10 protein-coding genes and 1 pseudogene are annotated in these 12,454 nt (G+C 64.3%); 7 read left to right on the forward strand and 4 right to left on the reverse strand.

Annotation, left to right across the window (positions count from 1 at the left end; translation table 11 throughout):
* Positions 1–59: 59 nt before the first annotated feature.
* Together AWC14_RS25020 and AWC14_RS25025 are read right to left on the reverse strand one after the other, a co-directional pair.
* The gene (locus AWC14_RS25020) at positions 60–449 is read right to left on the reverse strand and encodes a type II toxin-antitoxin system VapC family toxin (protein WP_045373131.1); all 390 of its coding nucleotides are present in this window, start codon (positions 447–449) and stop codon (positions 60–62) included.
* On the reverse strand, positions 446–685 hold the full coding sequence (locus AWC14_RS25025) for a FitA-like ribbon-helix-helix domain-containing protein (protein WP_045373134.1): 240 nt from the start codon (positions 683–685) through the stop codon (positions 446–448). Before AWC14_RS25025 ends, AWC14_RS25020 begins: the two co-directional genes overlap by 4 nt.
* A 90-nt stretch (positions 686–775) precedes the next feature.
* Between AWC14_RS25025 and AWC14_RS25030 the strand changes: the two genes are divergently transcribed.
* The 6 genes from AWC14_RS25030 (at position 776) to fdhD (ending at position 8,989) form a co-directional block, all read left to right on the forward strand.
* A complete protein-coding gene (locus AWC14_RS25030) occupies positions 776–2,422 on the forward strand; it encodes an acetolactate synthase large subunit (protein ID WP_045373179.1) in 1,647 nt (548 codons plus the stop codon).
* Positions 2,423–2,547: 125 nt separating this feature from the next.
* Positions 2,548–2,964, forward strand: coding sequence for a hypothetical protein (locus tag AWC14_RS25035; RefSeq protein ID WP_045373137.1), 417 nt, complete (start codon positions 2,548–2,550; stop codon positions 2,962–2,964).
* Between the two features lie 195 nt (positions 2,965–3,159).
* A complete protein-coding gene (locus AWC14_RS25040; protein ID WP_045373140.1) occupies positions 3,160–4,608 on the forward strand; it encodes a cytochrome ubiquinol oxidase subunit I in 1,449 nt (482 codons plus the stop codon).
* 11 nt (positions 4,609–4,619) lie between these two features.
* On the forward strand, positions 4,620–5,723 hold the full coding sequence (gene cydB / locus AWC14_RS25045) for a cytochrome d ubiquinol oxidase subunit II (RefSeq protein WP_045373143.1): 1,104 nt from the start codon (positions 4,620–4,622) through the stop codon (positions 5,721–5,723).
* Between the two features lie 13 nt (positions 5,724–5,736).
* The gene (locus tag AWC14_RS25050; protein WP_082632489.1) at positions 5,737–8,109 is read left to right on the forward strand and encodes an FdhF/YdeP family oxidoreductase; all 2,373 of its coding nucleotides are present in this window, start codon (positions 5,737–5,739) and stop codon (positions 8,107–8,109) included.
* 1 nt (position 8,110) lies between these two features.
* On the forward strand, positions 8,111–8,989 hold the full coding sequence (gene fdhD / locus AWC14_RS25055; RefSeq protein WP_045373146.1) for a formate dehydrogenase accessory sulfurtransferase FdhD: 879 nt from the start codon (positions 8,111–8,113) through the stop codon (positions 8,987–8,989).
* A gap of 18 nt (positions 8,990–9,007) precedes the next feature.
* On the opposite strand, the pseudogene AWC14_RS25060 reads toward fdhD, so the two are convergent.
* A pseudogene (locus AWC14_RS25060) lies at positions 9,008–9,878 on the reverse strand (alpha/beta hydrolase family protein).
* Between the two features lie 190 nt (positions 9,879–10,068).
* On the opposite strand from AWC14_RS25060, the gene AWC14_RS25065 reads away from it, so the two are divergent.
* Positions 10,069–10,962 carry a helix-turn-helix domain-containing protein gene (locus tag AWC14_RS25065; protein WP_045373148.1) on the forward strand — a complete coding sequence of 298 codons (894 nt, stop codon included), beginning with the start codon at positions 10,069–10,071 and terminating at the stop codon, positions 10,960–10,962.
* Between the two features lie 3 nt (positions 10,963–10,965).
* On the opposite strand, the gene AWC14_RS25070 is transcribed toward AWC14_RS25065, so the two are convergent.
* Positions 10,966–12,414: a lipase maturation factor family protein gene (locus AWC14_RS25070; RefSeq protein WP_045373150.1), complete on the reverse strand. Its 1,449-nt coding sequence runs from the start codon at positions 12,412–12,414 to the stop codon at positions 10,966–10,968.
* Positions 12,415–12,454: the final 40 nt, after the last annotated feature.

A 12,454-nucleotide genomic window follows, 5' to 3' on the forward strand; every position in this document is an offset into this window, starting at 1 on the left:
TGTTGTTGGCGGAACGTGCTGTTTCCCAGCGTGCCACTTTGGCGGCATTGCCACGACTGTCAGCGCACACGGATCTCCACGTTGTGGCCGCGGGAGCGAGACAGTCGCGTGTCCCGGGTCAGGATCGGGCACTCGAGCGCCTCGGCGAGGGCGACGTAGGCCGCATCGTAGGCGGTCAGGTTGTCGCGGAGGGCGAATGCCCGTAGGCGAAACGCCGCGCTGCTCGGCCACCGCCGGATGGGCAGAGCGTCGAAGTCGGTCAAGGCGTCCCGTGCCCTGGCCGCGCTGATCTGACCGCCGACGGTCAGCCCGCGCAGCGCGGAGACCACCTCAAAGTCCAACAGCGTCGGGGCATGGAGATCCTCGCCGGCGAGGTCAGCGCGGAGTTCCTCGGAGCCCTCGACAACAGTGAGCGCGTCGACGAGCGCGGCGCTATCGACCACGATCACGCGCGGTCGTCGCGCTCGGCTCGAGCAACCTCGATGACTTCGGCTGCCAACCCGGTTGCGCGCTCGGCGCGTTGCGCGGCGCGCTCAAGGACTTCGGCGACCGTGGGCCGACTGACCTCACGGTTGATCAAGTCGAGCAAGTAGGCGTTCAGCGACCGACCCTGCGCGGCCGCGCGTGCTTTGAGTTCCCGCCGAGCTGCATCGGGAACGTTGCGAATCTGCAGCAACGAACTCATCCATGCATGGTAGCTCAACATATATACATGTTGCATGTGATGTGCCTGCCGCGGGAACTGCCGAATCGAGACGCCATTAGTGTGGCCACTGTGAGTACAGCCGCCCAGCTGATGGTGAAGTGCCTGGAAAACGAGGGTGTGTCGGTGGTCTTCGGCATACCGGGCGAGGAGAACATCCGCTTCGTGCAGGCGCTGGCCGACTCGAAGATCCACTACGTGCTCACCCGCCACGAGCAGGCGGCGGCGTTCATGGCCGAGATGTATGGCCGGGTGACCGGCCGGGCGGCGGTGGTGTCCACCACGCTCGGGCCGGGTGCCATCAACATGCAGCTCGGGGTCGCCGACGCCACCACCAACAGCACGCCGATGGTCGCGATCTCCGCCCAGGTCGGCCACGACCGGGAGTACAAGGAGTCGCACCAATACGTCGACCTGGTGTCGATGTTCGCGCCGATCACCCGCTGGGCCGACGGCGTGCCCACCGCGCGGGCGATTCCGGAGATGTTTCGCAAGGCGTTCAAGCTGGCCGAGGCCGAACGCCCGGCGGCGGTTTATCTTGCGGTGCCCGAAGACATCGACGTCGACGACACCGACTACGACCTGAAGCCGTTACCCCGCAACGTCCCTCGCGCCGAAGCGCCGGCCGAGGGTCAAGTGCAGCGCGCGGCCGACATCCTTCGTACTGCGAAACGACCGGTGGTGCTGGCCGGCCACGGCGCGGCCCGCAACGACGCCACCGCGGCCCTCGTCCGGTTCTCCGACGAGCTGTCGATCCCGGTCGCCAACACCTTCCACGGCAAGGGCGTGATGCCCGACGACCACCCCAACAGCATCGGAACGATGGGGTTCATGCGGCACGACTACGTCAACTTCGGGTTCGACAACGCCGACGTCGTCGTCGCTGTCGGTTACGAGCTGCAGGAGTTCGACCCGGTCCAGATCAACCCGGACGGCGACAAACAGATCATCCACATCCACCGGTTCCCCGCCGAGGTCGACGTTCACTACCCGGTTGCCGTCGGCATCATCGGCGACGTCAGCGCCTCACTCGACGCCCTCACCGACGCGCTTGCGGGACACCGCTTCAGCACCGATGCCGCGGCGCCCGGTTGTGATCTGCTCACCGAGGAATTCGAACGAGGGCAACAGGATTCGCGCTTTCCGCTCGCGCCGCAGCGGATAGTAGCCGACACTCGTGCCGCGCTGGGCCGCAACGACGTGGTGCTGGTGGACACCGGCGCCACCAAGATGTGGATGGCACGGCTGTATCCGACGTACGAGCGCAACACCTGCCTGATCTCGAATGGCTTGTCCACCATGGCATTCGCGCTGCCCGGAGCGCTGGGTGTCAAGCTGGCACGACCCGATGCAAAGGTGTTGGCCGTCGTGGGTGACGGCGCGTTCCTGATGCACTCGCAGGAGATCGAGACAGCTGTTCGGGAAAAGATCCCGCTGGTGGTGCTGATTTGGGACGACGGCGGCTACGGGCTCATCGAGTGGAAGATGGACCTCGAACTCGGCGACCACTACTACGTCAAGTTCGGCAACCCCGACGTGGTGAGCTACGCGGAAAGCTTCGGCGCCAAGGGATACCGCATCACAAGTGCCGACGAGCTGCTGCCGACGCTGAAAGCCGCGCTTGACGACGACGGCGTCTCGCTGATCTCCTGCCCGGTGGATTATTCGGAGAACCTGCGGTTGACCGAGCGCCTCGGCCAACTCGACAGCACGCTCTAGCCACCAGGCCTTTGTAACCGCCACCAAGGACCCGGTGCGCATCTTGGCAACGGTTCCATAGCAGTCTGCTGTGCCCCGCCAAATACTTGACCCATACCGGTCACCCCAGGGAGGAGTTGGGGACAATGTTTTTCAAGAACGCAGACGAGGTCGACGAATACATCTGCGGAATGTTCCGGGACGCGGGCAATCATCCCGAGGTCGGTCCGAAGGTTCGGGCTGAAAACCTCGTCTTGCACGTCGTTCTCAACGACCCCGACTGCGAGCTGACCGTCGCCTTCCGCGAGGACTACCAAGTCATTTTCGGTCCCACCGACCTCCAGCCCGACGTCACCTTGCTGATGCCCGGCGACATCGCTGACAAATTCTGGCGCGGTGAGTACAACCTGGCCCGCGGCATTATCAACAGCGAGGTCCACGCCAAGATCACGCGCTCAGGGCCGGTGAAAACGCTTATCAACAAGCTGGTCCCGCTGGGCGAGCCGCTGTTCCCGATATTCCGGGAGAAAATCGCGAAGAAGGACGCCGCGGTCGCCGGCTGATGGCCGTCACGATGACAGTACGGCCGAACCGAACCACTGGCACAGCAGCAGCGCGACTTCGACGTCAAGGCGGTCGTCGCCGATCGGACGGCCGCGGCGTTCGACACTCTCGCGCGTAGGCGCTGTCCGGGCCTATCGTTTTCCTCATGAACGTGGTGCTCTCTCTGGGGGACGAGACCAGCAGGTGAGGCGCCGGTGGATGTAGTCGACGTTTCACGGTGGCAGTTCGGGATCACGACCGTCTACCACTTCATCATGGTGCCGCTGACGATCGGGCTGGCCCCGCTGATCGCTCTGATGCAGACGGCGTGGGTGGTTACCGGCCATACATCGTGGTATCGACTGGCGAGGTTCTTCGGCAAGCTGTTCCTGATCAACTTCGCCCTCGGCGTAGCAACCGGGATCGTGCAGGAGTTCCAGTTCGGGATGAACTGGAGTGAATACTCCCGCTTCGTCGGTGACATCTTCGGCGCACCGTTGGCCATGGAGGGGCTCGCCGCGTTCTTCTTCGAGTCGGTGTTCGTCGGCCTGTGGATCTTCGGGTGGAGCCGGCTGCCGCGCCTCGTGCACCTGGCCTGCATCTGGGTGGTTGCCATCTCGGTCAACGTGTCGGCATTCTTCATCATCGCGGCCAACTCGTTCATGCAGCATCCGGTCGGAGCGCACTACAACCCGGAAACCAAACGCGCCGAACTTGACAGCATCGTCGCGCTTTTCACCAACAACACGGCAATGGCGGCGTTCACGCACACGGTCGTGGGCGCCTGGCTGACCGCCGGCGTGTTCGTCGCCGCGATCTCCGCCTGGCTGATGGTGCGCGAACCCACAGCAGACGACGCACGCACGATGTACCGGCCGGCGACCATCCTGGGTTGTTTGGTTGTGCTGGTCGCCTCCGTGGGCTTGTTCTTCACCGGCGACATCCAGGGCAAGCTGATGTTCAAGCAGCAGCCGATGAAAATGGCGTCGGCGGAATCGTTGTGCCACACCGAGACCGACCCCACCTTCTCGATCCTGACAGTCGGCACCCACAACAACTGCGACAGTGTCGCGCGCGTCCTCGAGGCGCGATACGCGCTGCCGTTCCTGGCGGAGGGAAAGTTCAGCGGTGTCACGCTCGAGGGTGTCAAGGACATTCAACTGCGCTACGAAAAACAGTTCGGTCCGGGCAACTATCAGCCGAACTTGTTCGTCACCTATTGGTCATTCCGCGCGATGGTCGGCCTGTTGGCAGTGCCGGTCTTGTTTTCCCTCGTCGCCCTCTGGCTGACCCGGCGGGGCCGGATTCCCAAGTGGCGCTGGCTATCCTGGTTCGCGCTGCTGACGATCCCAACTCCGTTCTTGGCCAACAGTGCGGGTTGGATATTCACCGAAATGGGCCGCCAGCCCTGGATCGTGGCGCCCAACCCGACCGGCGATCAGATGATTCACATCACCGTGCAGCAGGGAGTGTCAGACCACGTGGCCGGCATGGTGCTGTTCTCGGTGATCACTCTCACGCTCGTTTATGCGGTGCTCGCAGCGATCTGGTTCGGGTTATTGCGCCGCTACGTGATTGCCGGCCCCCAGGAGCACGACGCCGAGCCGGCGCCGCCGGTGGTACCGAGCCCGGACGAGGTTGCGCCGCTGTCGTTCGCGTACTGAAAGGGACTGACTTGCATGAACTGTGGTTCGTAATCCTCGCCGCGCTGTTCGTCGGATTCTTCGTTTTGGAAGGCTTCGACTTCGGCGTCGGGATGCTGATGGCGCCGCTGGGCCGCGTCGCCAAGGGCGACCCTGAGATGCACCGGCGGGCGGTTCTCAACACGATCGGGCCGGTGTGGGACGGCAACGAGGTCTGGCTGATCGTCGCCGGCGGATCGATGTTCGCCGCGTTCCCCAACTGGTATGCCACGGTTTTCTCCGCGCTGTATCTACCTTTGCTGGCAATCCTTTTCGGCATGATCCTGCGTGTCGTCGCGATCGAATGGCGCGGCAAGGTCGACGACACCGGGTGGCGCAAGTGGGCCGACGTCGGGATCGCTGCCGGATCTTGGCTGCCCGCGGTGCTGTGGGGCGTCGCGTTCGCCATCCTGGTACGCGGGCTTCCGGTGGATGCGAACCATCGTGTTCATGTGTCGTTCGGCGACATCATCAATCCCTACGCGGTGTTGGGCGGTGTGGCGACCGCCGCGTTGTTCTTGTTCCACGGTGCCGTTTTTCTGGTCCTCAAGACCGCCCAGGGAGTTCGCGAGGATGCGTTGCGTTTCGCGACCGTCTTGTCGCTGCCGGTGACGGCGGTCGTCGCGGTGTTTGGTCTGTGGACCCAGTTGGCCCACGGAAAGGACTGGACCTGGTATGTGCTGGCCGCCGCCGTGGTCGCTCAGTTAGTCGCAGTCGTGCTGGTGTGGCGTCAGTGGATCGGTCTGAAGGTGATGACCGGAAACCCTAGAGAAGGCTGGACTTTCGTGTGCACGACGCTCGTCGTCGCCGCGGTCGTCGTGCTGCTGTTCGGCGCGTTGTATCCGAACCTGGTGCCGTCGACGCTGAACCCGCAATGGAGTGTCACCGTCTACAACGGCTCGTCGACCCCCTACACACTGAAGATCATGACGTGGGCTGCGCTGATCACCGCCCCGGCGGTGCTAATTGCGCAGGCATGGACGTACTGGGTGTTCCGCCGCCGGATTTCGGCCGAGGTCATCCCGCCGTCGACCGGGTTGCGCAGAGACGCCGCGGGGCCGCGCATCACTGTGAACCGGAAAGCCCCTGCGGCATAAGGAGAATGCGACAATGACCACAACAACACCCGACGAGTCGGCATCCCGGCTGCCCGGCGAGGGTGCCGAGGTTCTGCTGGGTCAGGGCACCCCCGAAACGGCGGCACCCGGATGCGGTCCGGGGGAGGGTCGTCCGAAGAAACGCGACTATCACCATCCCGCGGCGGGATGGGGAGCCGCGATGAGTGTCAGCAAGGTGCTGCTGCAACGTCGCGAGCTCCTGGAGGGTCCGCAGGTGATCGTGCGGATGAACCACGAGAACGGCGGATTCGACTGCCCGGGCTGCGCCTGGCCGGACGATCGCAAGGGCCTGCGCCTGGACATCTGCGAGAACGGCATCAAGCACTCGACCTGGGAAATGGACCCCAAGCGGGTGGGCCGCGATTTCTTTGCCGCCCATAGTGTTACCGAACTGCTGACGTGGAGCGATTTCGCGCTGGAGGACGCCGGACGGCTCACCGAGCCGATGGTGTACGACCCGCAATCGGATCACTATGTGCCGATCGACTGGGACCGGGCGTTCGCGTTGATCGGCGAGACTCTGCGCGGTCTGGACTCGCCCAACCAGGCCTCCTTCTACACCTCGGGCCGGCTGGGCAACGAGGCAACCTTCCTCTACCAGTGGTTCGTCCGCGAGTTCGGCACCAACAACTTCCCGGACTGCTCGAACATGTGCCAGGAGGCCAGCGGTGTCGCGTTGCTGTCAACGCTGGGCACCGGTAAGGGCACCGTGGACTTGGTCGACTGGGAGGAGGCCGATGCGCTGATTATCATGGGCGTCAACGCCGCCACCAATGCCCCGCGGATGCTCACTGCGTTGGTGGAGGCGCACCGCCGTGGTGCGGCCATCGTGCACATCAACCCGCTGATCGAGGCCGCCGCGACCCGCACGATCGTGCCGCACGAGATGCTCGACATGGCACTGTTCCGCGCCACCGACATCAGCACGATGAACATCCAGCCGCGCACCGGTGGGGATTTCGCGTTGATCCGCGGTGTCGCGAAGGCGCTGCTGGAAACCGCCAAGGACGATCCGACGGCAATCGACGAGTTGTTCATCGAGCGCTACACAAGAGGCTTCGCCGAGTACCAGGCGGCGTGCGAGGCGGTGAGCTGGCCGGAGATCGAACACCAGTCGGGCGTACCGGTCGACCAAATCCGCGCCCTGGCAGACATTTACCGGAAGGCGCGGGCCACCATCATCGCCTGGTGCCTAGGCGTCAGCCAGCATGCCCACGGCCCGGACGCCGTTCGCGAGATAGTCAATCTGCTGCTGCTGCGCGGCAACATCGGCCGGGAAGGCGCGGGGCCCTGCCCAATTCGCGGCCACAGCAACGTGCAGGGTAACCGGACCTGCGGCGTCGATCACTACCCCTCCGACGACTTCCTCGACCGCATCGCGGCTGCCTGCGAGATCGACGTGCCCCGTGAGCACGGGCTGGATGTGGTCGCCACGATCAACGCGATGCATCGCGGCGACGTCAAGGTGTTTTTCGGGATGGGCGGCAACTTCGCGCTGGCCGCGCCCGACACCGCCTACACCTTCGAGGCGTTGCGCCAATGCGAACTGACCGCGCACGTCTCCACCAAACTGAACCGCAGCCATCTGGTCCACGGCCGGCGGGCATTGATCCTGCCCTGTGTGGCACGCACCGAGATCGACCGCCAGGCCGGCGGAATCCAGTCGATCACGGTGGAGGACTCGATGAGCATGGTGCACCTTTCGGCGGGCATGAAAGAACCGGCGTCACCGCATCTGCTGTCCGAGCCTGCCATCGTCGCCGGCATGGCCGAAGCCACCCTGCCCAACTCCAAGACCCCGTGGCGCGAACTCGTCGCCGACTACGACCTGATCCGGGACCGGATGGCCAAGGGGCTCTACGGGTTTGAGGACTTCAACCGACGGGTGCGCCAACCCCTTGGCTTCCGAATCCGCCAGCCCGCACGGGAACTGGTGTTTCTCACCGACTCCGCCCGGGCCGAATTTTCGGCCGCCGCATTGCCGGACGTGGTTCCACCTCCGGGGCAGTTGATCTTGGGCACGATGCGCTCCCACGATCAGTTCAACACCACCGTCTACTCCGACGACGACCGGTACCGCGGGGTGACGAACCTGCGCACGCTACTGTTTATGAACACGATCGACATGGCCGAGATGGGTATCTCCGAGTTTGACTACATCGACATCACCAGCATCGCCAGGGACGGCACCCGGCGCAGCGTGTACGGCTACCGTGCGGTGGGCTATAACATTCCCCGCGGCTGCGCGGCGGGATACATGCCGGAGCTCAACGTGCTGTGTCCGATCGGGAACTTCAACAGCGAGAGTGGCCAACCGGTGATGAAGCACGTGCCGATCGAAGTCACCCGCTCGGCGGCGCGGTGACATGGGTCGGGTAACGGCACGCCGACGCGCCAGTCACCTTGCGGCTGGTCGTGCGGCCGAACGCCCGGAGACGCTGGCCGTCGAGGAACCGCTGGAGATCAGGGTCAACGGCCGCGCATTGACGGTCACGATGCGCACGCCCGGCTCCGATTTCGAGCTGGCCCAAGGGTTTCTGCTTACCGAAGGCGTGATCGCCCGCCGCGACGATGTGCTTACCGTCCGGTATTGCCGCGGTGCTCAGGCTGATGGCGGCGACCCGCTTCGCCCGGCCTCGCCGCGCTTGCGATACCCGCTGGCCGACAACCTCAACACCTACAACGTGCTCGACGTGACCTTGGCACCTGGCGTGCCGATGCCCGAGGTAGACGTCACCCGCAACTTCTACACGACGTCCTCGTGCGGCGTGTGCGGCAAGGCTTCCCTGGACGCGGTGCAGTCGAACAGCCGGTATTGTCCCGGCGACGATCCGGTCACCGTCCGTGCACAAGCGATCACCGCGATGCCAGATCGACTTCGGGATGCACAGAATGTGTTTGCCAGCACCGGCGGCCTGCATGGTGCAGCACTGTTTGACGCCGACGCCCGGATGCTGGTGGTACGGGAGGACATCGGCCGCCATAATGCCGTGGACAAGGTGATCGGCTGGGCCGTCGAGCAGAGTCGAATCCCGTTGTCCGGCACGGTGCTTCTCGTCAGCGGCCGCGCGTCGTTCGAGTTGACGCAAAAGGCGGTAATGGCCGGAATCCCCGTGCTGGCCGCGGTTTCCGCGCCGTCGTCGCTTGCGGTGGACCTCGCCACGCAGTCAGGCCTGACGCTGGTGGCGTTCTTGCGGGGGGACTCCATGAACGTCTACAGCAGGCCGGACCGCGTTATCCGATAATCGGGTATCTCACCCGGTTCAGCCACCGTGTGAGTTGAACCAGTCGATCGGTATTTCGGGGTGCTCGCCGAAGTAGTTGTAGCCGTCGAAGCGTCGGGTCGTTCCCTCGATCCAGTGCAGCTTCTTGTCGTCGACCGGAATCGCGTCATAGATCGCCTGTACGTCCTCGGGGCGGGTCATCGTGTCGTGATGAACCTGCGCCACCAGCGTCGGGATGTGAATCGACTTGGCGTATTCGATCGGGGACTGTTCGGACAGATGGAAGCCGGTCCGCTCGTGGACAGCCTTGTCGAACTTCTCGTAGCCGTCGGGAATGTTGTTGGCCTTGACGAATTCCTCGATGATCGGATTCGCCGACACCGGCTGCAGCAGGACCAGCGACTTGATGTGCTCGAACTCTTCCGGGTGCTTGGCCATCGCTATACACGTCGAGTCTCCGCCCAAGCACACGCTGAGCAGGAAGGTGGTCATCGAGGCGGTGTCGGGCCGCGACTTGGCGTAGCGCACCGACCCGATCACGTCGCGATACTCGAGCAAACCGATTCCGGCGGTGCCGCCGTTTCGTGATCCGCTCAGCCCGTGGTTGCTCATGTCGTAGCACAAAATGTTGTAGCCGGCGTCATGCAGCGCCTTGTACTCGGGCAGGAAGTTCACCTCGAACCCGCCCAGGCCACCGAACTCCGGCAGGTGACCGGGATAGCCGTACCGATTGCCGGGTAGGAAGTGGTTGTGGATGATCAGCTTTGTCCGAATCGGCCGGGATGAACCACCCTTCGAGTGGAACGCCGTCCATCGACGGAAAGAACACCTCTTCGTACTCGAGACCTACCTCGCCGGGACGACGCAGGACCGGCGCGCGCCGCCCGGCCGTCGTGCCCGTGACCCACATGTCCACGAAACCATCGAATGCTGCTTGAGCTTGTTGGTCTTCGTTCGGCATACCAGCGACCTCCTCGGTATGGAATAAATGTGCTTGCCACGTCGACGCTATGCACGCGCCACCCGCAAAGGCAGGTGCTGGTTATAGGGGTATCGGCGGTCCCTGCCTGAGGCTCGGCATTTTGCCTACTGTTGTTCTCATGGACGTCGGCAAGGACATCAAGGGCTTCTTGATGAGCCGGCGCGCGCGAATCACGCCCGAGCAGGTGGGGCTGCCGTCGGGTCGGCGACGGCGCGTTCCCGGATTGCGTCGTGAGGAAGTCGCGCAGCTGGCCGGCGTGAGCATCGAGTACTACACACAGATCGAACGCGGGCATGTCTCCGGCGTCTCCGACGAGGTGCTCGATGCCGTCGCCCGAGCGTTACGCCTCACCGAGGCGGAGGCAACGCACCTGTTCGACCTCGCCCGCGCCGCCACAGCCAAGCCTGGCAAGACCCGGTCGCCGCGCCGGGCGGACCGAGCGGTCCCCGGCGGGGTGCAGGCGTTGCTGGACAGCATGGTCACCGCGCCGGCGGTGGTGATCAACGGCCACCTCGACATCGTCGCCGCCAACACGCTCGGGCGGGCGTTGTATGCGCCGGTCTTCGACCGAGGAAACACCACACCGAACCTGGCCCGGTTCGTCTTCTTTGACGCTTCAGCCGATCAGGTCTTTCCCGAGTGGAGCATGATGGCCGACGATGTCGTTGCGCTGCTGCGGGCTGAGGCCGCGCGCTCGCCTCACTCGCCGGCCGTCACCGGACTGGTCGGCGAACTCGCTACCCGCAGTGAGCAATTCCGCACCAGGTGGGCAGCCCACAACGTCAAAGCACATCGTCACGGCGTCAAGCGATTCCGGCATTCCGATGTCGGCGAACTGTCGCTGACCTACAACGTCTTCGACATCACCGCCGCGGGCGGGCTGTCGTTGATCGGCTACACCGCTGAACCGCACTCACGATCCGAACAAGCGCTTCGCCTACTCGCCAGCTGGACCGCCACCGACCATCACGTCACCGACGTGGTTGACGGCGCATCCACCGCAACCGAATAACGGTCAACCAGTCTGTGGAGACTTCACTTTCTCCAGCGCGACCGGCGGAACGTACAGTCCTTCGAGCGTGCGGTGCCACCATGCCCGCTCCCGCATCAGCTCGCTCGCCGTGGTGAACCGGTAGCGGTAAAGCTGGGCCCGCACGAAGTTCGGCGGCGAATCCGGGAAAGGATTGCGCCGCAGCAGTCTTAGCGTTGGCGGGTCGTTTTGCAGCAGGCGCACCAGGAAACCTCGCAGCCACGGATAGGCGTAATGCGGGGAGATGGCCGCAAACCACATCAGCCAATCCAGCCGCAGGTGATAGGGCGCCCATTGTCGCGGCAGTCGGCGCACCGGGCCCGGCTTGCCTTTGAATTCGTATTCCTTCCACACCGTCTGCTCGGTGATCGTCGGCTCGTCGGTACCCTCGATCACCACCTCCCGGCGGACCCGGCCGATGCTGCCGAACGCACCGTAGGTGTTGATCAGATGAAATGGGTTGAACGACATGTTCATCCGCTGCCGTCGCGAGAGCATGTTGCGCACCGGCCAGTAGCTCAAGAACACCGACACGACGGCGAAGGCGATCACGAGCACCGCGAACCAGGTCGGCGGCTCGGTCATCGTCGGCTGCTGCGGAATCGCTAGCACCGCCGACGCCGACGATGCGTCGATCACACTGCAACCCAACAGGATTGTCAGCCAATTGAGCCAGGCGAAATTGCCGGACGCCACCAGCCACAGCTGGGTGATGACGACGATCGCGCCCGCGACGCTCGCCACCGGCTGCGGCGCGAACAACCCGAACGGCACGACGAGTTGCGCAAAGTGATTGCCCGCCACCTCGATTCGGTGCAGCGGCTTGGGCAGGTGATGGAAGAACCAGCTCAACGGCCCCGGCATCGGTTGGGTCTCATGGTGGTAGTACAGGCAGGTCAGGTCGCGCCAGCACCGATCGCCGCGCAGTTTGATCAGCCCCGCGCCGAACTCGAGCCGAAACAGCAGCAGCCGGGCCAGCCACATCGTCACCACCGGCGGGGCCACACGCTCGTTGCCGAGGAAGATCGCCAAGAAGCCCGTCTCCAACAGCAGCGACTCCCAGCCGAACGAATACCAGGTCTGCCCTACGTTGACGATCGACAGATAGAGCACCCACAGCACCAGCCACATCAGCATCGCCACCCAGAGCGGCACCAATCCGGCCGCACCGGCGACGATCGCCACGGACAGCGCCGCGCCGAACCAGGCGACGGCGGCGAAAAGCCGATCGGAGTAGCGGAAATGGAAGATGCTCGGCAGTTCCCGGAAACTCACTCGGCTCACGAATTGCGGCACCGGTAGCATCCCGTGCTCGCCGATCAACGCGCGGAACTGCCGGGCAGCGGCGACGAACGCGATCAAGTAGACGGCTGCGATACCGCGCTCCAGTACCAGCCTGCCCAGCCAATATTCGGGTGCGCTAAACCATCCCATTGTCCGGAGCTCCTCGGACGGTGGACTTCCATTGTCTCGC

The sequence above is a fragment of the Mycobacterium kyorinense genome (assembly GCF_002101735.1).
GTDB classification, from domain to species: Bacteria; Actinomycetota; Actinomycetes; order Mycobacteriales; family Mycobacteriaceae; genus Mycobacterium; species Mycobacterium kyorinense.